The following is a 23,238-nucleotide window of genomic DNA, read 5'->3' as shown; positions in this document are numbered from 1 at the left end:
GGTTCTGGCAACGACATTCATCAGGCTCAAGTATCCTGTCTTCAAAAACAAAAACCCGGCGCTCGGCCGGGTTTTCGTGTCGTGGTGAGCAAAAAGCCTCAGGCTGCTTCGTCCTGCTCGGCTTCCTCATTGTCGGCCTTGGCGCCGCGCTTCGGCCCCTTGTTGAGGTTGACCTCGATGAGGCGAACCGCTTCGGTCTCCGACATGCGGTTGACGGCGGCGATCTCGCGCGCCATGCGGTCCAGCGCGGCTTCATAGAGCTGGCGCTCGGAATAGGACTGTTCCGGCTGGTTGTCGGCACGGTAGAGGTCGCGCACGACTTCCGAAATCGAGATCAGGTCGCCGGAGTTGATCTTGGCATCATATTCCTGGGCGCGGCGCGACCACATGGTGCGCTTGATGCGGGCGCGGCCCTGCACCACCTTCAGCGCGCGGTCGACATAATCCTCTTCCGACAGCTTGCGCATGCCGATCGAGGTCGCCTTGGCGACCGGCACCTTGAGCCGCATCTTGTCCTTCTGGAAATCGATTACGAACAGTTCCAGCTTGTGGCCCGCAACCTCTTGCTCGTCGATGGACACGATCTGGCCGACGCCGTGGGCCGGGTAGACGATGAACTCGCCGGTCTTGAAACCGTGACGCGCTGCACTGGACTTCTTCTGCGGGGTGATCGTTGCCATTACGCCGTGAACTCCTTAGTTGTAGCGCCGGCATGGCGGCGCCGGCAAAACCCACGTGGTCGGCGGTCGCCGACTGTCAGCCGCGCACAGATGAGCCACCGGAAAAGCCGAGACGAGCTAACCGCATCATGATGCGACCGCCTGCCCCAGATCGCTCTGGTCCGGATGGAAAGCTCACCTTTCAGTGATTTGGGGCGTTAGCGCCATAAATCGACGTTGTGTCACCGGCATGTTTAGCTGATGTAACACAAAAAGTCGGAAGAATCAAGGTTTTGCTGCGGTCGCTAACAACGAACGCCATCGCTGCCTGTCAAGACAGTTATTGTGTCGGTCGTGTCATGCGGCGGTCATCGCAAGGCAGCCGCCGCGGATGTCAGTCGCCTTCGCCGGGCTCGGGCGAGAAATACTTCTCGAATTTTCCGGTCTCGCCGTCGAAGGCCTTGGCGTCGGCAGGCGGTTCCTTCTTGGCCGTGATGTTCGGCCATTTCTCCGCATATTCGGTGTTGACCTGCAGCCATTTCTCGAGCCCCGGCTCGGTATCGGGCTTGATCGCGTCAGCCGGGCATTCCGGCTCGCAGACGCCGCAGTCGATGCACTCGTCGGGATGGATGACGAGCATGTTCTCGCCTTCATAGAAACAGTCGACCGGACAGACCTCGATGCAGTCCATGTATTTGCATTTTATGCAATTATCGGTCACGACATAGGTCATCGCAGGCTCCGGGACGTCCCGTCTTTGCAGGGCTTTTTCAGGTGAGGTACCGCCTTTGCCGGTCGCTTGCAAGGGCGCAGCTTGTCGGCTGAACCGGCGTTTCCGGATTGCATTTCCAACAAGCGCCCGGCAATCGATCGGATCAATCTTCGCCGAGCAGCCGGTCGGTCTGGCGGCGTTCCCTTTTGGTCGGCCGGCCGCTGCCGGCCTCGCGCAGTGCCGGAATGGCGTCCGGGACCGCCTCGCCCTTCGGGGTAGGCGGCGGCGACATGTCCTCATAGAGCAGCCGCGCCTCTTCGGCCGGACCGCGTCGGGTTCCGGGCCCAAGCACCTTCCAGACCAGGATGCGCCCCTCAAGCGTGATGGTCAGCACGTCGCCCGGCTTGACCAGATCGGAGGCCTGCGCTGCTTTGTCGCGATTGATGCGGACCCGCCCGGCAACGACGATCTTCGCAGCCAGCGAGCGTGATTTCACCGCACGCGAGAAGAACAGCCATTTGTCGATGCGCTGGCGGCCTTCTCCAACCATCGCAACCGGCCGACGCTATTTCTTCAGCTGGTCGCGCAGGGCGGCGAGCTTGGCGAAAGGCGAATCCGGATCGAAGCGCTGCGGGCGCTCCTCGCGCGGCTTGCCCTGGAAGCTCGGCTTGCCGGCGGCATTTTCCTTGGCGTCCTGCCTGTTGCCTTTCCAGTCGGGCCGAGCCTCACGGCGCTCGGGGCGCTCGCCTTGCGGCCGTCCTTCGCGCCGTTCGCCGGTCTCGCGCTCCGGCCTGGGCTTGAACTTGCTGCGATCGAAGCGCGGCTTGCCGGCGCCGTCGCGCTGATCGCGTCGACCTTCTTGCCCTGACCGATTGCCGGGTTGTCCGCTTGCGGCATCGGCCTGGCCCTCGCGGGCAGCCTTCCCGGTGCGCGAACGGTTGTCGTGGTGGCGGTGGCGCGGGCGCTGGTGGTCGAAGCGGGCCTGGCGCCATAGCAGGATCGGCTTGGGTTCTTCCTGCTCGGACGGGCTTCCCGCGGTGTCAGCCTCGCCCGAAAGGCCGGCGCGCAACGGCGGGGCAGCGTCAGCGGCAGCAGTGCCTGCATCGTCGGCGCCATCACCCGCTTCGCTTCGCGCCGCGGCATCCCCCATCGAGGAGGAGGCAAGGGCGTCGGCGCTCTCGGCCGACTCGGGCACGGCGAAATTCTCCTCCGCAGGATGGGCCACTTCCGCAACCTCGACGGCAGCTTCTGCCGGCTCTTCCGCGACAGGTTCCGCTGCCGCTTCCGTGCCGGCTTCAGCGGCAACTTCGGGCGCTTCGACGACGCCTGCCGGCTCCGAACCTTCGACCGATGCTGCGGCAATCGCGTCTGTCGCCGCAGCTTCTGCTTGCGCCGCCTGGCTGGCGCGAGCCGCCTCTTCGGCCGCGAGCTTGGCCGCGGCGGCTTCGCGAGCCGCGTTGTCCTGCGCCTCCAGCTTGGCCTTCACCTCGGCCGCCGGCTTTGGTTCGGCGCGGTAGCCCAGGCCTTTGAGGATTTCTTCCATGTCGTCGGCGGTGGCGCCGAGGATCGACATCATCGGCGGCGTCACCATGAAGGCGTGGCCGTCATAGGCGCCGTCGGGACGCTGGCCGAGGCCGGGCTTCCAGTTGGTCGCCGGTCGGATGAGATCGGCCAGTCGCTCCAGTATGTCGACGCGAACGGCGCGGCGGCCGAGATTGCGGTAGCCGGCAAGCTTGTAGAAAGTCTTGTCGAAGGCTGGGTCGATGACCACGGATGTGCGGCCCGACGCCAGAGCGTGGACGACATCGCCAAAGCCGGGTTTGTCCTTGCCGTCGCTCTGCAGCGCCCAGAGCAGCGTGACCAGCCCGGCGGGCGCCGGCTTGATCAGCGCCGGCACGAAGACGTGGTAGGCGCCGAAGCGCACGCCAAGCCGGCGCAGCGCCGCACGTCCTTCCTGGTCGAGCGACTTCATCTCGTCGGCGATATCGCGGCGATTGATGAGGCCGAAATGCTCGACGAGCTGGAAGGCGATGCCGCGGCCGATGCCGGTGAGCTGCTCGGCGTTCTTGAGGTCGACCAGTGGCTTCAGGAGGGATTCGATCTGGTAGTTGACGAAGCGCTCGGCGCGCGCTGCCACCTTGTCGCGGGCCGGGCCGGTGAGCTGCTCGTCGGCGAGCAGCACCAGCCGCGGCTTCAACGCTTCGTCGCCGGAAACCAGTGTGCCGATGGGGGCGCCGATCCAGCGCAGGATGCCGTCCGAGCCAAGCGCCAGGTCGCCATTGGCGCAGGCGGCAAAGCGTTCGGCGCGTGCCTCGAACTCGGCCGCAAGCGCCTTCTGCGCGGCGGTGCGCACCGCCTTGGCGTCCTCGCCGCCGGCGCTCTGGTCGGCGGTGAAGCGGAAACCCTGCAACTCGCCGACATGATGGCCTTCGACGAGGACGGTTCCGGTTGGGCTGATTTCGGCTTCAGGCATGGTATTTTCTCTAAGGCGCCGCATGAGGACGGAAGTCCTGCGGTCTACGAAGCGTTTCGTCAACCGCTCATGCAACGCATCGGACAATCTGTCTTCGATTTCGCGTGTCTTTTCCCGCCAGTGTGCCTGATCGGCCAGCCAGCCTGGGCGGTTGGAGACGAAGGTCCAGGTGCGGATCTGGGCGATCCGGTGCGACAGCGTGTCGATATCGCCGTCCGTGGTGTCGGCGCGCCGAACCTGCTCGGCCATGTAGTTCTCATCGACATGGCCATGGCGGGCAAGATCCATGTAGATCGAGGCGATGAGGTCGGCGTGCTGAGCGGGCGCGATCTTGCGGTAGTCCGGCAGGGCGCAGGCCTCCCAGAGCAGCGCCACGCGCTCGGGGCTGTTGGCGAGCGCGCGGATATCCGCGTCACGAGACAGGTGCTCGAGCGCCTGGGCGTCTACTGCCGGAAGGGCGCGCGTCAGGCCTTCGACCGGCGCGTTGGTCTCGATCGAGCGCTTCAGCGCGTCGAGGCTGGCGAAATCGAAATCGGCGGTGCGCCACTGCAGCACCTTCACCGGGTCGAAATCGTGCGCCTCGATCTTCTTGACCAGATCCTCGTCGAACGGGTCGACCTGGCCGGTGACGCCGAACGTGCCGTCGCGCAGGTGCCGGCCGGCGCGGCCGGCGATCTGGCCGAGCTCGGCGGCGGTCAGATTGCGATATTGATAGCCGTCGAACTTGCGGTTCTGGGCAAAGGCGACGTGCTCGAGATCGAGGTTCAGCCCCATGCCGATGGCGTCGGTGGCGACGAGATAATCGACGTCGCCCGACTGGAACAGCGCCACCTGGGCATTGCGGGTGCGGGGCGAGAGCGCACCGAGCACGACGGCGGCACCGCCCTGCTGGCGGCGGATCAGTTCGGCGATGGCGTAGACTTCGTCGGCGGAGAAGGCGACGATCGCCGTGCGCCGCGGCAGGCGGGTGAGCTTCTTCGAGCCGGCATAGGCCAGGTGCGACAGCCGTGGCCGCGTCACCACCGACACGCCCTTCAGCAGTTTCTGCAGGATGCCGTGCATGGTTGCGGCGCCCAGCAGCAGTGTCTCCTGGCGACCGCGCAGATGCAGGATGCGGTCGGTGAAGATGTGGCCGCGTTCGAGGTCGCCGGCGAGTTGCACCTCGTCGATGGCCACGAAGGCAGCGTCGGTCTCGCGCGGCATGGCCTCGACGGTGCAGACCGAATATTTCGCGCTCGCCGGGACGATCTTCTCCTCGCCGGTGATCAGCGCCACCTTGTGGGCGCCGACCTTCTCGCAAACGCGGGTATAGACCTCGCGGGCGAGCAGCCTCAGCGGCAGGCCGATGACGCCGGTCTCGTGCGCCACCATGCGCTCGATGGCGAGATGGGTTTTGCCGGTGTTGGTCGGCCCCAGCACGGCCGTCACGTCGCGGCCCGAAAGGATCAGCGGCTTAGTATGTTTCGGCTGAATGTTCATCGGCTCGGAAATGAGGCTTTCTGCCGCTTGTTGTCGGGAACGCTGCGGTGCCGCCGCGTGTGACAGGCGACACATAGGGATTTCGGACGCGAAGCGAAAGCGGAATTGTTCCGGCGGAGGCCGGCGATGCTGCAATTCGCTGTCAGAAACCGCTGCCGATTAACCGTTGGAACGAGTCTGGAACGAATCGGCGACGAATCGCTGACTCGTCCTGATTCAGGGTTTGTTCACGGCTATATGTGGATTTTTTGACGATGAGTCTTACCACATGCTGAATCCCCGGATTGGCCCGTTTCGTGCTTGGACGAGCCACCTTCCGGCGCGGCGTTAACCTTTGCCGGCGAGGGCTGGCGACCTCCCCGCGCGTTGCTGTCAAGGTTATGAAATTATTGACGTTTCTTAATCGACGTTAACAATTCAGGCGTCATTTCGGGGCCGTCGCGTTAACGTTCCGGCCAAACCCGGAACGAATCGGCGACGAATCAGCGATCTGCAAGTTTTCCCGGTTTGTTCACCCCCAGATATGGTGTTGTGCACAGCTTGCGCACCGATAATTCACAGCTTGTGAACAGGCTTTCGCACAGGCCGCCGCGCGGCCGTTAACCTTTGCGTGCCGTCTTGAGGCATGCGCCGCGACCAGCCTGGCGGCGCCAACGAAACAGGCGGCCCGGTTGCTCCGGACCGCCTGCCAGCGATGTCGAAGGAAATCAGGCGAACAAGATCTCAGGCGAAATACTGGCCGCCATTGGCGGTGATCGTCGAGCCGGTGATGAAGCCGGCTTCGTCGGACGCCAGGAAGACGACGCAACGCGCGATCTCTTCCGGCTCGCCGAGGCGGCCGACCGGGATCTGCGGGATGATACGCTCGTTGAGCACCTTCTCGTCGATCGCCTTGACCATCTCGGTGGCGATGTAGCCGGGGCAGATGACGTTGACGGTGATGCCTGCGCGCGCGCCTTCCTGGGCCAGCGCCTTGGAGAAGCCGATGTCGCCGGCCTTGGCGGCGGAGTAGTTGGCCTGGCCGGCCTGCCCCTTCTGGCCATTGATGGAGGAAATGGTGATGACGCGGCCGAACTTGCGGTCGCGCATGCCGCCCCACAGCGGATGCGTCATGTTGAAGACGCCGGAGAGATTGGTGTCGACGACTTCCTTCCATTGGGCGGGCGTCATTTTGTGGAACATGGCGTCGCGGGTAATGCCGGCATTGTTGACCAGCACGCCGACCGGACCGAGATCGGCCTCGACCTGCTTGATGCCGGCCGCGCAGGCGTCGTAGTCTGCGACCGACCATTTGTAGACCGGGATGCCGGTCTCGGCCTTGAACTTCTCGGCCGCCGCGTCATTGCCGGCATAGTTCGCGGCAACCGAATAGCCGGCATTCTTCAAGGCCACCGATATCGCCGCACCGATACCGCGCGATCCGCCCGTGACGATTGCTACCTTGCTCATGAAATTTCCTCTCCCTAAAGATCTGGTGAATGGTCAATGGTGAATAGCGAACGGGTTCATGACGGTCGCGACCGGCCATTCACCATTTTGCCATTCACCATTCACTCTTTTCTCAGAGCGCTTCCACGCACATGGCGACGCCCATGCCGCCGCCGATGCACAGCGTCGCGAGACCCTTCTTGGCGCCGCGGCGACGCATCTCAAACACCAGCGTGTTGAAGACGCGGGCGCCGGAGGCGCCGATCGGATGGCCGATGGCGATCGCGCCGCCATTGACGTTGACGATCGCAGGATCCCAGCCCATGTCCTTGTTGACGGCGCAGGCCTGCGCGGCGAAGGCTTCGTTGGCCTCGACCAGATCGAGGTCGCCGACCGACCAGCCGGCCTTTTCCAGCGCCTTGCGCGACGCCGGGATCGGCCCCGTGCCCATGATCGTCGGATCGACGCCGGCGGTCGCCCAGGAGGCGATGCGCACGAGCGGCGTGATGCCGCGGCGGGCGGCCTCGGCTTCGCTCATCAGCAGTGCGCCGGCGGCGCCGTCATTGATGCCGGAGGCGTTGCCGGCCGTCACCGTGCCTTCCTTGTCGAAGGCAGGCTTCAGCTTGGTCATGCCATCCAGCGTCGCGCCGTGGCGGATGTATTCGTCCTGGTCGACGATGGTGTCGCCCTTTCTGCCCGCAACAGTGAACGCGACGATCTCGTCCTTGAACTTGCCGGCCTTCTGTGCCGCCTCGGCCTTGTTCTGGGAGGCCAGCGCGAACTGGTCCTGGTCGTCGCGGGTGATCTGGAACTGGCGGGCGACGTTCTCGGCGGTGGTGCCCATGTGATAGCCGTGGAAAGCATCCCACAAGCCGTCCTTGATCATGGTGTCGATCATCTTGTAGTCGCCCATCTTGACGCCGGCGCGCAGATGCTGGGCGTGCGGCGAGAGCGACATCGATTCCTGACCGCCGGCGACGATCACCTTGGCATCGCCGGAAGCGATCTGCTGCATGCCGAGCGCGATTGCCCTGAGGCCGGAGCCGCAAACCTGGTTGAGCCCCCAGGCAGTGGTCTCCTTGGGCAGGCCGGCCTTGATCGAAGCCTGACGGGCGGGGTTCTGTCCCTGGGCCGCGGTCAGCACCTGGCCGAGAATGACTTCGTCGACTTCCGAGGGCTGGACGTTGGCCCGCGCGAGCAATTCCTTGATCACCACGGCGCCGAGCTCATGCGCCGGCGTCGCGGCGAAACTGCCGTTGAAGGATCCGACCGCGGTGCGGGCGGCGCTGGCGACGACGATTGAATTGGAAGCAGCCATTTTCTTCTCCAGACTTCGAGTGTCGTTTCTCAGTATCTTTGAAGACTTTTCTTGCCCGTTACGGACCCCGAGTCAAACCGGAATTCGGCATAGCGGTCATGCGCGGCAAGCAGGACAGGGAGATCCGCGGCCACCGCCTGCCGCTGCTCCGCAGCATATTCTGCCCGGCTCTGCAGCATTAATTGATGCCGCACTGCACAAACCACTTGGAATTGCGACGCTTTTGCGCATATCCTTAACGGATGGCGCAATCGTTACCGGCTGCTTACTCTCAATGCGCCGGTATCCTGGGGAGGATACGGATGGCCAAGGACGACCCGATCGTCATCAAGAAATATGCCAACCGCCGGCTCTACAACACCGGCACCAGCACTTATGTGACGCTCGAGGATCTGGCCGACATGGTCAAGAAGGGCGAGGAGTTCACCGTTCAGGACGCCAAGACCGGCGACGACATCACGCATCCGGTGCTTACCCAGATCATTTTCGAGCTGGAGAACAAGGACGGGCAGAACATGCTGCCGATCCCGTTCCTGCGCCAGCTGATCTCGTTTTACGGCGACCAGATGCAGATGATCGTGCCGAGCTTCCTCGAACAGTCGATGATCGCCTTTTCCAAGGAGCAGGAGCGTTTTCGCGAGCAGATGAAGGGCGCCTTCGGCAAGACGCCGATGGACATGATGAAGACACCGATGAAGGCGCTGGAAGAACAGACGCGCCGCAACGTCGAGATGTTCCAGAACGCGATGCGCATGTTCACGCCGTTTCCGTCGGCCGGTCCAGGTTCCGCAGCGCCCGCTGAGCCGCCGAAGAAAGACGAGAAATCCGACGATCTGCAGGAATTGAAGGCGCAGATCGCAGCGATGCAGCGCAAGCTCGACACGATGTCCTGACGGTGTGCCATCGTTTCTGGCGGTCGCTCGCGTTTGTGGTTAGCCGAAAACGCCCCTCGCTTCGTCATCCTCGGGCTTGACCCGAGGATCCAGGGTACAACGGTGCAGAATTCTGTAATCGTTGCGACGCCTTAGTGTCACGGCATGGAGGGTTTGCGCGCGTCGCTTCGCTCCTGCTCCGCCCCTAGAACTGCTAACTTCCGGGAAGCTATCGTCCCGGTCCGACCGCTCCCTCATAGCGGGCGCGTGGCCTGATCGGGCGGTTGCTCGTCACCTGCTCGATCGCATGCGCCGTCCAGCCGACGCTGCGGCCAAGCGCGAACAGGCGGAACGGCGCGTCGGCGGGCAGTCGCAGGCCCCGCGTCAGTGCGGCCAGCGCGAAATCGATATTCGGCAGCAGGCCGGTCGCGGCAAGCACCGCCTCGCGCAGGCGTTGGAGCCCGGCATCGATCGCGAGGTCGGACAGCAGGGCTTCGGCGCGCGGGTCGCCCTCGGGATAGAGCGGGTGGCCAAACCCGGGCAACGGCCGATCCTGGGCAAGCCAGCGCGCGATCGCTTCGTCCGGGCCGAGCCGCTCGGCATCCTCGACCATTGCAATCGCCGCCGCGCCGGCTCCGCCGTGACGAGGGCCGGAGAGGGTCGCGAGGCCTGCGAGCAGGCACGCAGCGATCGGCGCACCGGTGGAGGCGGCAACGCGCGCGGCGAATGTCGATGCATTCAGCTCGTGATCGGCGAGCAGCACCAGCGCCCTGCGGATGCGATCGGCGCCGGCCTGGTCCGCCGACCAGCCATGCGCGAGCCTCTCGTGAGGCGGCGCCGAACCGGGGGCAGCGCCGAGCGCCGTGGCAAGTGCGCTGGTGGCGCTGGCGCCATCCTGCTGCAGCATGGCTGGCCTGCGGCCGAGCGAGGACCAGCCCTGGGCAGCCAGCGCCGACAACCTTGCAAATGCTGTGGGAGTGCCGCTCTGCCGAACGGCGGCAGAGGTCAGCGAAGCAAAGGAAACTGGTTTGTCGGAGGCCCAGAGCAGGCCGGCGGTTTCTTCCAGAGTGGCCGTCGCTGACAGCGCCGCCGCGTCCTTGCCGCGATAAACAAGGCGGCCATGCAGAACCGTCGAAATGGCGGTGGTGATCGCCGGCTCGCCCCAGGCGATGGCGCTCTCGGCGATCGCCTGCGGGCTTCGCCCGCGCGCCCTGCGGGTGGCGAGCGCGGCGATGTCGTCGGCGCGGTACTGACTGCGCCGCGGGTCGGCCGCGTCGGGCCGCATGCCGATGCGGCCCCGGCTGACATAGGCATAGAGCGTCTGCGGCCGAACGTTGAGCCGTTGAAGCGCTTCCTCCCTTGTCAGCCATTCCGACATCCCCGTTCCAGCCTCATATTGATTCAGTTGATCAAGATTGATGCATTGATTGCGCAGCATTAATTGCAATGCGCAAGAGGTCAAGGAGACGGTCATGGCAAACGGGCTCGATGATGTGGTGGCGGCCGACACGGTGCTTTCCGACGTCGATGGCGCGGCAGGTCATCTGACCATTCGAGGCTACTCGGTGACAGAACTCGCCGGCCGTTGGCGTTACAGCCAGGTCGTCCAGCTGCTGTTCCATGGCTTCTTCGACGGACTGCCGGCCGACGCCGAGTTGGAAAGGGCTATCGGCGCGGCGCGTGTCGAGGTGTTCGAGCGGCTGCAGCCGCTGCTCGCCCAACTTGCGCCGCTGGACATCTACAGCGCCATGCGGGCAGGCATCGCCGCGCTGCCGGATGGGGAGGGCCTTGCCGATGCGCTGAGGCTGATCGCGGCGCCGGCCGTGCTGACGCCGGCTCTGCTGCGGCTGCGCCGCGGCGAAAGCCCTGTCGCGCCGGACCAACGCGCCGATCACGCCACCGACATGCTAAGGATGCTTGGCGGCGGCCCAAGGCCGGCGCTTGCGAAGGCGCTCGACACCTATCTGGTGACGGTCTGCGACCACGGGCTCAATGCGTCAACCTTTGCGACACGCGTCGTGGCATCGACGCAGGCCGGGCTGACCTCGGCGATCCTGGCGGGCCTCGGCGCGCTGAAAGGTCCGCTGCATGGCGGCGCACCGGGGCCGGTGATCGAGATGCTCGATGCGATCGAAGCCAGCGGCGACGCTGCCGCCTGGTTGCGCGACGAGATCGCGCGCGGCGAGCGCATCATGGGTTTCGGACACCGCATCTACCGCGTGCGCGATCCGCGCGCCGATGTGCTGAAGGCGGTGAAGCGGCAACTGGGCGCGGCGGGCAAGGCCGGCAGCCGGCTGGCCTTTGCCGAGGCGGTGGAGCAGGCGGCGCTCGAGGTGCTTCGGGTCGCGAAGCCGCAGCGCTCGATCCAGACCAATGTCGAGTTCTACACGGCCCTGCTGCTCGAGGCCGCAGGCTTTCCGAAAGAGGCGTTCTCCAATGTCTTTGCCGCCGGCCGCGTCGCCGGCTGGATTGCGCATGCGCGCGAGCAGCAGGCGACCGGCCGTCTGATCCGGCCGCAATCGCACTATGTCGGACCGATGCCCGGTCTGGTCGCCTGAGGGTTGCAAGCCACAGCCTTGATGGCGCGCTTCCGCTCAGGATAGCGGAAGGCGCCTTTTCGTCGCAGAAATTTCATGTGATCACGCGAGCGTGTTCGTGTTCTTGCCTTGGTCCGCTCCTATATGCTGCACTGCAACATAGGTCGACGGCAGCTTGCTTCGTGCGATGACGCTGGGGCAGGCTGACGCATCAAGACGATAGGAACGCCATGACGAAGAACGGCGAGGCGGAAGACAACAAGAAGATCAACATCGCGCTGCAGGGTGGCGGCTCCCATGGCGCCTTCTCCTGGGGCGTGCTCGACCGCCTGCTGGAGGACGGACGGCTGGAGATCGCTGCCGTGTCCGGCACCAGCGCCGGCGCCATGAATGCCGTGGCGCTGGCCGACGGATTTGTGCGCGGTGGCGTCGAGGGCGCGCGCAAGAAGCTCGAGGATCTCTGGCGCGCCGTAGCTTCGAAAGGCCGCTTCAGCCCGGTGCAGCGCATGCCGTGGGACGTCCTGTGGGGCAACTGGTCGATCGAGAACACGCCCGGCTACCTGTTCTTCGACACCATGTCGCGGGTGTTTTCCCCCTATGTCGCCAATCCGCTCGGGCTTAACCCGCTGCGCGACGTGCTCAAGCAGGAAATCAACTTCTCCAACGTGCGCGCCTGCAAGGCGATGGAACTGTTCATCTCTGCGACGAATGTCGAAACCGGACAGTTGCATGTCTTTTCCGACGGCGAGATCGAGCTCGACACCGTGATGGCCTCGGCCTGCCTGCCGCAACTGTTCCGCGCCGTCGAGATCAAGGGCGTTCCCTACTGGGACGGCGGCTATGGCGGCAATCCGGCGCTCTACCCGTTCTTCAAGGCGACAGCGACCGAGGACGTGCTGCTGGTGCAGATCAACCCCGTGGTGCGCGAAGGCACGCCGAAAAGCGCCAACGAGATCCAGAACCGCATCGACGAGATCACCTTCAACGCCGGGCTGCTGCGCGAATTCCGCTCCATCGCCTTCGTCAAGGAGCTGATCGCCGCCGGCCGCCTGCCGCATGGCGAATACCGCGACATCCGCATGCACCGGATCGATGCCGACGAGGCGTTCAAGGACCTGTCGGCCTCATCCAAGATCAATGCAGAGTGGGCCTTCCTCGTCTATCTGCGCGACCTCGGCCGAAGCGCGGCGAGCGACTGGCTGGAGGAGAATTACGATGCCGTGGGCAAGCGCGCGACGCTCGACCTCTCGGGCGAGCTCGACGACGGCTTCAAGCCTGTGCGCGGCCCGGCGCCGGGCCGGCGGGTCAAGGAATTCCTCGCCGCTCGCATGAAGCCTGACGCGGCGCGGCGGCAGGCATAGAATTCTTCGCCTGTCCGTTCGGGTCTGGAGCAGTTCAGTCTATCGTGGGCGGACCGCTCGAACGGCTTTTACGCAATCGGCGCGACGTCTTCCCTTGCGGAAACCGCGGAGGCGCTGGATTCGTCGCTGTTCAGCGATATAGCTTACCTCGACGTAAACGGGAGGTGGCGATGCTGCAGACCGGACAGAATGCCCTTGCAGTCAGGTTTGAAGCGCAGGCCCGGGCCTTCGAGAGGGAGCCGTTCCCCGCTCTCGAGGTCCGCAAGGATAGGCTGAACCGTCTGCTGGCGCTCACCGAAAAGCATGAGGCCGAGATCTGCGCGGCGATCGACGGCGACTTTTGCGGCCGGGCACAACAGGAAACGCGGCTTGCCGAGCTGTTCGTCGTCCGTGCCGGGATCAGGAATGCCATTCGCCATCTGCGCGGCTGGATGCGCGAGCGCCGCCTCGCCACCAGCCTGCCGTTCCTGCCTGGGCGCAATCGCCTGCTGGCGCAGCCCTTGGGCGTCGTGGGCATCGTGTCGCCCTGGAACTATCCTTTCCAACTCGCCATCGCGCCGGCGACCGCGGCACTCGCCGCGGGCAACCGCGTGCTGATCAAGCCCTCCGAGCTGACACCGAAATTTTCGGACCTGCTTGCCCGGCTGGTCGAAGAACATTTTTCTCCCGACGAGATGAGCGTGGTGGTCGGCGACGCCGAAGCCGGCAAGGCATTCGTGTCGATGCCTTTCGATCATCTGCTGTTCACCGGCTCAACCGCGGTCGGCCGGCAGGTGGCGCTGGCGGCGGCGGCCAACCTGACACCGGTCACGCTCGAGCTCGGCGGCAAGTCGCCGGCGATCTTCGATCCGTCCTGCGATCTCGACGCGGCGGTCGCCAGCGTCGCCTACGGCAAGCTGCTCAACGCCGGCCAGACCTGCATCGCGCCGGACTACCTCATGGTCCCGCGCGGACAAGGGGCGACAGTCGCCGCCAAGCTGGCGGCAGCCATGGCGCGGCTCTATCCCAGCCTGCGCAACAACCCCGACTACACGGCCATCATCAGCGAGCGGCATCACAAGCGCCTGGGCGACATGGTCGCCGAGGCGCGCGAAAGCGGCGCCGAGGTCGTAGAGGTCAATCCGGCCAGGGAGGAGCTTGGCGTGACGGACCGCAAGATGTCGCCCGTGCTGGTCAGGAATGCCGGCGAGACTTTGCGGCTCATGCGCGAGGAAATCTTCGGGCCGGTGCTGCCGATCGTCGAATATGGCACCCTCGAGCAGGCCATCGATCACGTGAATCGGGCGGAGCGACCGCTTGCCCTTTACTGGTTCGGCAGCGACAGCGCCAATCGGCGACGGATGATGCGCGAAACCATTGCCGGCGGCGTCACGGTCAATGATTGCATGATGCATCTGGTGCAGGAGCGGCAGCCATTCGGCGGCGTCGGCGAGAGCGGCATGGGGGCCTACCACGGCGAATGGGGATTTCGGACCTTCAGCAAGGAAAAGCCGATCTTCGTGCAATCGAGGCTCAGCGCTGGCGGGCTTTTGCGTCCGCCCTATGGCAGACGGTTCGAGTGGCTGTTCCGACTGCTGAACCTGATCACCTGACGGCAGCTTTTCCGATATGGGCCGGTTCGCGCGAATTCGAGAACAAAGTTTCGCATCATCCTGACGCCTGCTGCCATTCGGCTTCCGAGCGAGAAAAACGCAGCGGCAGGCGCGGAAGCCGAAGAACGCGAAATACCTAGAGCGCGTCGCGGTGGAACGCAGCCATGCGCTGCGCTTCAGGTCTTAGTTTTGTGCATGTCGTTTTCGCAAAACAGCTGCACACGTTTGCGCGGCATGCAGTAACTCCGCAGGAAACATCAAAGTTTCTGACTGTTTTGGGTTGCAACTTTGCGGTAAGAAGCGCCCCGTCGCCGATCACGGCGAATTGAATTGGGCCCTGCGCGCACCCATATCGGCCGCGCGCCCGGGAGTCGGACGCGCCGACCTCGCCAGGCCCGCAACGGAAAAATGACGATGCCGAAAATCAGGTTTCACAAGCTTGCCGCTATTGCTGTGCTCATCGGCTTCGCAGCCTGGATGGGAACGGGCGAGTTCTCGTCCGTCGGCAGCAGCGCTGCCGCCGACGATCAGAAGACAGCTGATGCTTCGAAGCCCAAGCAGCCGGACGCCAAGCCGAAATCGGCCGAGGCCGAGCCGAAGGCACCGCTGCGCACGGTCGCGGTGGTGACGCCGCCGCGCAAGACCTATGCGCGGGCCATCCGCATCTCCGGGCTGACCGAGGCCGACAAGCGGGCGGTGCTGGCGACCCGCGTCGCCGGCGTGATCGACAAGCTGCCGGTCAGACAGGGCCAGCGCGTCAAGACGGGCGACCTGGTGCTGATGCTGGCCGCCGAAGAAAAGATCTCCAATGTCGACAACGCCAAGCAGCTGCTGGTGCAGCGCAAGGCCGAACTCGAAGCCGCCGAGCAGTTGGCCAAGACCGGCAACCTGCCCAAGCTGCAGCTCGACACCGCGCGCTCGAACCTGACGGCGGCGCAGTCGATGCTGGAAACGGCGCAAGCCGAACTCGACCGCAACGAGGTCAAGGCGCCATTCGACGGCGTCATCGACCGCGTGCCGGTGGAACTCGGCAGTTCGGTCATGCAGGGCGGCGAGGTCGCGACCATCCTCAAGCTCGATCCGGTGATCGCGCGCGGTGAGATCAGCGAGCGCGACCTGCGCTACGTCAAGATCGGCGACGAGGCCGATGTGCGCCTGGTCAACGACCAGAAGGTGACCGGCACGCTTCGCTACATCAGCCGCGACGCTTCTTCCCAGACCCGCACCTTCCGCGTCGAGGTGGCGATCCCGAATGGGGACGGCTCCATTCCGGCCGGCATGACGGCCGAGATCACGCTCAGCGCCGAGCCGACCGATGCGATCATGCTGCCGCGTTCGGTGGTGACGCTGGGCGACAAGGGCGATCTCGGCATTCGCGCGGTCGGCAAGGACGACAAGGTCGCGTTCTTCCCGATCGACCTCGTCGACGACACGCCCCAGGGGCTGGTGCTCGGCGGCATCCCGCAGGAGGCACGCATCATCGTGGCCGGCCAGGAGCTGGTGAAGGAAGGCGATCTGGTGAAGCCGGTCGAAGCAGACCAGGCGACCATCAGCAAGCTGATCGGCGAAGCCACCGCCGGCACGCAGTAGCGCGAGCACCCGGCACCGCGCCATCAATGGCGCCGGCCCTTCTCCGCTTCCGAAGAAACAGCAGGCATAAGTCATGGATATCGTCAGACTCGCCATACACAACGCCCGCCTCACAATATCGGCGCTGATGTTCCTGCTGGTGGCGGGCTGGGTCGCCTATCAGTCGACGCCGAAGGAAGCGGAGCCCGACGTTCCGATTCCGATGATGTATGTCAGCCTGATCTACCAGGGCATCTCGCCGGAGGATTCCGAGCGCCTGCTGCTGAGGCCGATGGAAAGCAAGCTCAAGAGCCTCAAGGGGCTGAAGGAGATGCGCTCGGCCGCCTTCCAGGGCGGCGGCTACGTGCTGGTCGAATTCCAGCCGCAGACCAATCTGGCGACGGCACTGCAGGACACGCGCAGCAAGGTCCAGGACGCCAAGGCCGACCTGCCGCAGGCGGCCGAGGAACCGACGGTCACCGAGGTGAACGTTTCGGAATTCCCGGTCATGGTCGTGACGCTTTCGGGTGATGTGCCTGAGCGCGTGCTGACGGCGGCGGCGCGCGAGTTGCGCGACCGCATCGAGGAAGTGCCGGGCGTGCTGGAAGGCTCGCTGCAGGGCGCGCGCGACGATCTGGTCGAGGTCGTCATCGATCCGGTGAAGCTGTCATCCTACGGGCTGCAGCTCGACCAGGTGATGCAGGGCGTCGGCGCATCCAACAGCCTGGTCGCCGCGGGCAATCTCGAGGGCTCCGAAGGCAAGTATGCGGTCAAGGTGCCGTCGCTGATCGAGACGCCTGAGGATGTCGCCAACCTGCCGGTGGTCGCCACCCCAAATGCCGTAGTGCAGGCCAAGGACGTCGCCACCATCCGCTCGACCTTCAAGGACGCCGAGACGGTGACACGGCTCGACGGCAAGCCGGCCATCGCCATCGAAGTCAAGAAGCGCATCGGCGCCAATCTGATCGACACGCTGAACCAGGTGCGGGCCGTCTCGGACGGCTTTATCAAGACCATGCCCGAAGGCATGCACGTCACCTACACGCAGGACAAGTCGGTCTTCGTCAACCAGCTTTTGGGCGACCTGCAGAACCATGTGATGATCGCCGTCATCCTGGTGTTCATCGTCATCCTCTATGCGCTGTCGGGCCGGGCATCGCTGCTGATCGGATTGGCTATTCCGTCATCCTTCCTGATCGGCATCCTGCTGCTTGCGATGATGGGCTACACGATCAACATGATCGTGCTGTTCAGCCTCATCCTGGCGGTCGGCATGCTGGTCGACGACGCCATCATCGTCACCGAATTCGCTGAACGGCGCATGAGCGAAGGCATGCCGAAGGCGGACGCTTTCGCGCTCGCCGCCAGGCGCATGGCCGGCCCGGTCATCGCGGCCACGATGACGCGCATCGCCGCCTTCTCGCCGCTCCTGTTCTGGCCCGGCATCATCGGCGACTTCATGAAGTACATGCCGATCACGCTGATCGTGACCCTGTCGGCATCGATGCTCTACGCGCTGGTCTTCGCGCCGACGCTCGGGGCCATCTTCGCCAAGGCGCCGGCGCATCACGAGGGCGATCATCGCGACGGCTGGTACATGGCGCTGGTCAAGCAGGCCGTGCGTTTCCCGATAACGGTCATCCTGCTCACCGTCGGCCTTCTGGTCGGCGTCGGCTTCGCCTATTCGAAATACGGCGCCGGGGTCGAATTCTTCCCCAGCGTCGAGCCTGATTACGGCCTGCTCTATGTGCATGCGCGCGGCAACCTTTCGCTGGCCGAAATGGATGCCGCCACCAAGACGGCGGAAGGCCGTCTGCTCGGCTGGCCCGGCGTGAAGTCGGTCTACACGCGCGTCGGCAAAACGCAGGGCGGCGGCCAGGACATTCCGGAAGACGTCGTCGGCGTGATCCAGTACGAGTTCGTCGACTGGCGCGAGCGCAAGTCCGCCAACCAGATCCTCAGCGACCTGCGCGGCGTCATGGCCGGCATTCCCGGCGTCGACGTCGAGGTGCGGGTGCCGGAGGCCGGCCCGCCGACCGGCAAGCCGATCCAGATCAGGCTTTCGGCCGCCGATCCGGCCGGGCTCGACGACAAGGCCCGCGCGGTGGCGGCGCGGATCGCCAAGATATCCAACGTCATCGACATTTCGGACGGCCTGCCGCCGCCCGGCGTCGACTGGGCGCTTGAGGTCGATCGTGCCAAGGCGGCGCAATACGGCATCAGTCCGACTTCGGTCGGCACTGTGGTGCAGCTGGTGACCAACGGCCTCAAACTGTCGGAATACCGGCCGGCCGGCGCCGACGACGCGGTCGATATAAGGCTGCGCCTGCCTGAGGACCGGCGCACGCTGTCGACGCTCGACGAACTTCGCGTGCAGACCTCGCAAGGGTCGGTGCCGATCTCGAACTTCGTGGTGCGCAAGCCCGAGCCGACGGTCGGCATCCTCAACCGAATCGACGGCGCGCGCACCGTGGTCGTCCAGGCCAATGTCAGCGCCGGCGCGCAGGTGGCGGCGGTGCAGCAGGAGGTGACCAAGGCCGTCTCCGAGATGAATCTCGGCAACGGAATCCGCTGGAAGCTCGCCGGCTCCAACGAGGACAGCGCCGAGGCCGGCGCCTTCCTCAGCAAGGCATTCGGCGCGGCGATCTTCCTGATCTTCCTGGTGCTTTTGATGCAGTTCAACAAGTTCACCAGCGTCTGGCTGGTGCTGTCCTGCGTCGTCATGGCGACGGTCGGCGTGTTCCTGGGGCTGCTTCTGACCGGCGAGGCCTTCGGCATCGTCATGTCGGGCATCGGTGTCATCGCGCTGGCCGGCGTGGTTGTGAACAACAACATCGTGCTCATCGACACCTATGACCGGCTGCGCGAGGAAGGCTGGGACAAGATGGAGGCGGTGCTGCAGACCTGCCGCGAGCGCGCGCGGCCGGTGGTGCTGACGGCTGTCTCGGCCATCCTCGGCGTGCTGCCGATCGCCTTCGGCCTCGGCCTCGAAATCTTCCACCACGAGACGACTATCAACGCGCCTTCGACGCAATGGTGGATTTCACTGTCGTCGGCGATCGTCTTCGGCCTGTCCTTCGCCACGCTGCTGACGCTGGTCGTGACGCCGTCTATGCTGATGGTGTTCACGCGCAGCAAGGACAGCCGCTTCCATGCCTTCTTCCGGCGCGGCAAGGGCGAGGTCTCTTCAACCACCAAGGCGGCCGAATTGGCCGCCCAGACGGAGGTCAGCTTCCAGAAGGCCGCGGAGTAGGGGCCTTCTCTGGATAGCCGCCTCCTCTGGATAGCCGCTTGGGGCAGGATACATCCGGCATCCTGCTCAGGCTATTTGTTAACGCATTCCAGCGACGCCAGGCGGCTGCGCCGGCTGCAGAATGCTCTGAGCCGCCCGGGAACTATCGGGCGGCCTTTTGCATTGTCTCCTCGATTCAACCACACGGCGAGGATTCCATGACGCTCGGCACAATTCTCGTAATCATCCTGATCCTGATCCTGATCGGCGCGATACCGGCGTGGCCGCATTCGCGTTCCTGGGGCTATGGCCCCTCGGGGATTGTCGGCGTCATTTTGGTGGTGCTGCTGATCCTCCTCTTGATGGGCAGGATCTGACGCAAGCACTTGCGGCCGGGCTCTTCAAAGCTCGGCCGTTCTCCCGCCACCGCCAGGCGGCTTGGCGACGATTGATCCTCCCGTAGGTTTTGAGAAGCGCTTCGCCCTAGAACGACGAGGCCGCAGGCGATCGTTTAGTGATCCTTCGGCCGCTTTGCCTCGAATTCCGCCTTCTTGGCTTCGGACGCATCCGTCTGGTTGAGCGCCTGCCATTCGGCATAGGGCATGCCGTAGATGATCTCACGGGATTCGTCCTTCGACAGCGCCACGCCATCGGCCGCGGCAGCCTCGCGATACCAGTTCGACAGGCAGTTGCGGCAGAAGCCGGCGAGGTTCATCAGGTCGATGTTCTGGACATCGCCGCGTTCGCGCAGATGCCCGACCAGCCGGCGGAAGGCGGCGGCCTCGAAATCGCGTTTCTGCTCGTCGCTGAGATCGATCATCGCCGGGACCTCCTTGCCGCCTCTGTCACACCGGGCCGGTGCGGGAGCCGAACCTCTTCACCTGATGTATATCGGCACGACAGTCGATGGCGTCAACGATCGGCGCCAGCCGCTCGGCCCATGCCAGCGCGCCGGCGCGGTCGGCGATCAGGTCCTGGCGGATCTCGAGCAGAGCATGGGCATAGCCGTTGACGATCGCGTGTCGGAACATCGTGTCGCCGCGCAGCGCGCCGTCATAGGGCTCGTTGTCGCCGACGACGAGCGTCTTGTCTTCGGCCAGCATGTCGATCAGCGGCCGCGCCACGCGATCGTCGAGGTCCCACAGGATGCCGACATGCCACGGCCGGACGAAGCCCTGCATGCGGGGCGTGAAGGAATGCACCGAGAAGATGAAGGGCGCTTTGCCGGAGGCGTGCGCCACGGAGGAAATCATCGCGCCGACGGCGTCATGGTAGGGCCGGTAGAAGCGGTCGAGGCGCCGCTCGCGCTCGTCGGCGGCCATGGGGTAGTTTCGCGGCACGATGGTGCCGTCATAGAGCTGGCGGATCAGCGTCGGATCGTCTTCGCCCCGGTTCGGGTCGATCAAAAGCCGCGAAAAGCCGGCGAGCACGGCCGGCGCATCGAGCGCCGCCGCCAGTTCGCGCGTCACCGTCTCGACGCCGATGTCGTAGGCGATGTGCCGCTCGAACTCGGCCTCGGGCAGGCCGAGGCTGCCATATTCCTCGGGCAGGTCGCGGCGGGCGTGATCGGCGAGAAGCACGATGCCCTTCTTGCGATCGCCCTCGACGATATCGAATGGCGCGAAAACTGTGGATCGGGTCATCGGCTAGGAAATGGGCTGGTCGCTGGTGTCCGGCAGGGTGGTATCGTCATTCCACGAAGAGGACGCCGGTGCAATGCCGTTGTTTGGCCACGGTTTCTGCAAAAAAATCCCGGATGAGACGACAAACCGTGCAACTACAGCGCCGCGCGTCCTCTTGGATGGGCAAAGGATGCTGTAGCACTTTGATTTGGCGCATGATCCTTTCCGAAAATCGATTCCGATTTTTCGAGGTCAGGCGCCGGACCTTTCTAAATCGATTGGAATTCAACAAAACGGCGCGTTGACATGGGCCCGGAGTTTGCTGAAAAGGGGCGTCGAGAGATGCAGATGTGGTTCGTGAGGGGATTTGGGATGGGTTTTAGCGGCAGGCTGCGCGAGCGCATGGCCGTGCCGCTGCTGATCTTTGCCGCGGGCCTGTGCGCGATCGCGGCGACCTCGCCGGCGCGCGCCGACTTCCGCGTCTGCAACGCGACGCAGAACCTTGTCGGGGTCGGCATCGGCTATCGCGCCAAGGCCGGCTGGATCACCGAAGGCTGGTGGCACATCGAAGGATCGACCTGCAAGACGCTGATCGAAGGGCCGCTGTCATCAAGGTTTTACTATCTCTATGCAGAAGACGCCGAGCGCGGCGGTCGGTGGGACGGCCCGATCAACATGTGCGTGGCCGAAAAAGAGTTCAAGATCGCCGGCGTGAATGATTGCGTCGCCCGGGGCTTCCAGCGCGCCGGATTTCAAGAATATGACACGGGCGAGCAGGCAAGCTGGATGGTCCAGCTTACCGACGAGCCCGCAACGGGAGGCGCGCCAGCGACCCCCGCTCCGGGAACAAACAGTCAATGAGACGTAGCCGCAAGGTCAAGATCCTCGCCACCATCGGTCCGGCTTCTTCATCCGACGAGATGCTGAAGAAGCTTTTCGAAGCGGGCGCCGATGTCTTTCGCATCAATATGAGCCACACCGACCACGAACTGATGCGCACGCTCGTCCGCCGCATCCGCGCCGTCGAGGCGGATGTCGGGCGTCCGATCGGCATTCTGGCCGACCTGCAGGGTCCGAAGCTCAGGGTCGGCAAGTTTGCCAATGGCAAGGAGGCGCTGACCGCCGGCCAGACGTTCACGCTCGACGACAATCCCGAACCCGGCACGTCGAAGAGGGTCTATCTGCCGCACCCGGAAATCCTGAGCTCGGTCGAGGCCGGTCACCGGCTTTTGATCGACGACGGCAAGCTGGAGCTCAAGGCGGTGAAGAGCGACGGCAAGTCGATCACCTGCACGGTCGTGGCCGGCACCTCCATCTCGGACAAGAAAGGCGTCAGCCTTCCCGACACCGTGCTGCCAGTCGGCGCGCTCACCGAGAAGGACCGCGCGGACCTCGACGCGGTGCTCGCGGAAAGCATCGATTGGGTGGCGCTGTCCTTCGTGCAGCGGCCGGAGGATCTGGCCGAAGCGCGCAAGATCGCGCGCGGCCGGGCGCTGATCATGGCCAAGATCGAAAAGCCCCAGGCGGTCGCCCGCCTGACGGAGATCATCGAATTGTCCGACGCGCTGATGGTCGCGCGCGGCGATCTCGGCGTCGAGATGCCGCTGGAGGCGGTGCCCGGCATCCAGAAGCAGATCACGCGCGCCGCCCGCCGCGCCGGAAAGCCGGTGGTGATCGCAACACAGATGCTGGAATCGATGATCACCGCGCCGGTGCCGACCCGTGCCGAGGTATCCGACGTGTCGACCGCGGTGTTCGAGGGCGCAGACGCGATCATGCTTTCGGCCGAATCCGCGGCCGGCGCCTACCCGGTCGAGGCGGTCGGCATGATGAACCGCATCGCCACCAAGGTCGAAACCGATCCGACCTATGCCGGCATCATCAACGCACAGCGCTCGGAGCCGGAAGCAACCGGTGCCGACGCGATTTCACTCGCCGCGCGCGAGATCGCCGAGACGCTGAAGCTGTCGGCGATCATCACCTATACCGCCTCGGGCACGACGGGCCTGCGCGCCGCGCGCGAACGGCCGCAGGTGCCGATCGTGGCGCTGTCGCCGATCGTCAACACGGCGCGGCGGCTTTCGCTTTTGTGGGGCACGCACTGCGTCGTGTCCCCGGATGCCACCGATCTCGACGACATGGTCAACCGCGCCTGCCGCATCGCGCTCGACGAAGGCTTCGGCAAGCCGGGCGACCGCGTCATCATCACCGCCGGCGTGCCGCTGAGGACGCCGGGCTCGACCAACATGCTGCGGATTGCGTATGTGGGGTCGGACACGCATTAGCCGCTGCCTGTAGCCAATCACTGGCCAATCGCTTCCGCGAAGCACCAGCGATTGCTGCCGCCGCATGAGCCTATGCAGCGCCATTTCGATGGCGTTTGG

Annotated in this window: 18 protein-coding genes; 9 read left to right on the top strand and 9 right to left on the bottom strand. The window is 64.8% G+C overall.

Annotated elements, in window-relative coordinates:
- Positions 1-98: 98 nt before the first annotated feature.
- The 6 genes from EN818_RS06935 to EN818_RS06910 all read right to left on the bottom strand — a co-directional run bounded on the left by EN818_RS06935 (position 99) and on the right by EN818_RS06910 (position 8,069).
- Complete coding sequence (locus EN818_RS06935; RefSeq protein WP_095804661.1) at positions 99-680, bottom strand: CarD family transcriptional regulator; 582 nt, start codon at positions 678-680, stop codon at positions 99-101.
- Positions 681-1,053: 373 nt separating this feature from the next.
- A complete protein-coding gene (fdxA, locus tag EN818_RS06930; protein WP_095804660.1) occupies positions 1,054-1,392 on the bottom strand; it encodes a ferredoxin FdxA in 339 nt (112 codons plus the stop codon).
- Positions 1,393-1,534: 142 nt separating this feature from the next.
- Entirely contained in the window at positions 1,535-1,921 is a 387-nt protein-coding gene (locus EN818_RS06925) for an RNA-binding S4 domain-containing protein (RefSeq protein WP_095804659.1), read from the bottom strand.
- Positions 1,922-1,936: 15 nt separating this feature from the next.
- Entirely contained in the window at positions 1,937-5,323 is a 3,387-nt protein-coding gene (locus EN818_RS06920; RefSeq protein WP_095804658.1) for a helicase-related protein, read from the bottom strand.
- 723 nt (positions 5,324-6,046) lie between these two features.
- Complete coding sequence (phbB, locus tag EN818_RS06915) at positions 6,047-6,772, bottom strand: acetoacetyl-CoA reductase (RefSeq protein ID WP_095804657.1); 726 nt, start codon at positions 6,770-6,772, stop codon at positions 6,047-6,049.
- A 112-nt stretch (positions 6,773-6,884) separates the two neighbouring features.
- The gene (locus EN818_RS06910) at positions 6,885-8,069 is read right to left on the bottom strand and encodes an acetyl-CoA C-acetyltransferase (RefSeq protein ID WP_095804656.1); all 1,185 of its coding nucleotides are present in this window, start codon (positions 8,067-8,069) and stop codon (positions 6,885-6,887) included.
- 302 nt (positions 8,070-8,371) lie between these two features.
- Between EN818_RS06910 and phaR the strand changes: the two genes are divergently transcribed.
- Positions 8,372-8,962, top strand: a complete 591-nt coding sequence (phaR, locus tag EN818_RS06905) for a polyhydroxyalkanoate synthesis repressor PhaR (protein ID WP_095804655.1) — start codon at positions 8,372-8,374, stop codon at positions 8,960-8,962.
- Between the two features lie 208 nt (positions 8,963-9,170).
- On the opposite strand, the gene EN818_RS06900 is transcribed toward phaR, so the two are convergent.
- Positions 9,171-10,319 (bottom strand): citrate synthase, encoded by a 1,149-nt coding sequence (locus EN818_RS06900; RefSeq protein ID WP_095804947.1) that lies wholly within the window; start codon positions 10,317-10,319, stop codon positions 9,171-9,173.
- A gap of 94 nt (positions 10,320-10,413) precedes the next feature.
- On the opposite strand from EN818_RS06900, the gene EN818_RS06895 reads away from it, so the two are divergent.
- From EN818_RS06895 to EN818_RS06870, 6 genes are all read left to right on the top strand, one after another.
- Positions 10,414-11,499, top strand: coding sequence for a citrate synthase/methylcitrate synthase (locus EN818_RS06895; RefSeq protein ID WP_095804654.1), 1,086 nt, complete (start codon positions 10,414-10,416; stop codon positions 11,497-11,499).
- Positions 11,500-11,708: 209 nt separating this feature from the next.
- On the top strand, positions 11,709-12,839 hold the full coding sequence (locus tag EN818_RS06890) for a patatin-like phospholipase family protein (RefSeq protein WP_095804653.1): 1,131 nt from the start codon (positions 11,709-11,711) through the stop codon (positions 12,837-12,839).
- A gap of 170 nt (positions 12,840-13,009) precedes the next feature.
- A complete protein-coding gene (locus tag EN818_RS06885) occupies positions 13,010-14,431 on the top strand; it encodes a coniferyl aldehyde dehydrogenase (protein WP_135904139.1) in 1,422 nt (473 codons plus the stop codon).
- Positions 14,432-14,845: 414 nt separating this feature from the next.
- On the top strand, positions 14,846-16,021 hold the full coding sequence (locus EN818_RS06880) for an efflux RND transporter periplasmic adaptor subunit (protein WP_095804946.1): 1,176 nt from the start codon (positions 14,846-14,848) through the stop codon (positions 16,019-16,021).
- Between the two features lie 73 nt (positions 16,022-16,094).
- Positions 16,095-19,253: an efflux RND transporter permease subunit gene (locus EN818_RS06875; protein WP_095804652.1), complete on the top strand. Its 3,159-nt coding sequence runs from the start codon at positions 16,095-16,097 to the stop codon at positions 19,251-19,253.
- Positions 19,254-19,450: 197 nt separating this feature from the next.
- On the top strand, positions 19,451-19,609 hold the full coding sequence (locus EN818_RS06870; RefSeq protein ID WP_095804651.1) for a DUF3309 family protein: 159 nt from the start codon (positions 19,451-19,453) through the stop codon (positions 19,607-19,609).
- A gap of 134 nt (positions 19,610-19,743) precedes the next feature.
- Here EN818_RS06870 and EN818_RS06865 read toward each other — a convergent pair whose 3' ends face one another.
- Together EN818_RS06865 and EN818_RS06860 are read right to left on the bottom strand one after the other, a co-directional pair.
- Positions 19,744-20,052, bottom strand: coding sequence for a DUF1244 domain-containing protein (locus EN818_RS06865; RefSeq protein WP_095804650.1), 309 nt, complete (start codon positions 20,050-20,052; stop codon positions 19,744-19,746).
- A 25-nt stretch (positions 20,053-20,077) separates the two neighbouring features.
- The gene (locus EN818_RS06860) at positions 20,078-20,875 is read right to left on the bottom strand and encodes an N-formylglutamate amidohydrolase (protein ID WP_095804649.1); all 798 of its coding nucleotides are present in this window, start codon (positions 20,873-20,875) and stop codon (positions 20,078-20,080) included.
- Positions 20,876-21,226: 351 nt separating this feature from the next.
- Here EN818_RS06860 and EN818_RS06855 point away from each other — a divergent pair, with 351 nt between their 5' ends.
- On the top strand, positions 21,227-21,715 hold the full coding sequence (locus EN818_RS06855; RefSeq protein ID WP_095804648.1) for a DUF1036 domain-containing protein: 489 nt from the start codon (positions 21,227-21,229) through the stop codon (positions 21,713-21,715).
- Entirely contained in the window at positions 21,712-23,139 is a 1,428-nt protein-coding gene (pyk, locus tag EN818_RS06850; protein ID WP_095804647.1) for a pyruvate kinase, read from the top strand. Before EN818_RS06855 ends, pyk begins: the two co-directional genes overlap by 4 nt.
- Positions 23,140-23,238: the final 99 nt, after the last annotated feature.

The organism is Mesorhizobium sp. M3A.F.Ca.ET.175.01.1.1 (assembly GCF_004791945.1).
Classification (GTDB): domain Bacteria; phylum Pseudomonadota; class Alphaproteobacteria; order Rhizobiales; family Rhizobiaceae; genus Mesorhizobium.
Note: the sequence above shows the minus strand (reverse complement) of the source record. Positions and strands in the feature narration are given on the sequence as shown.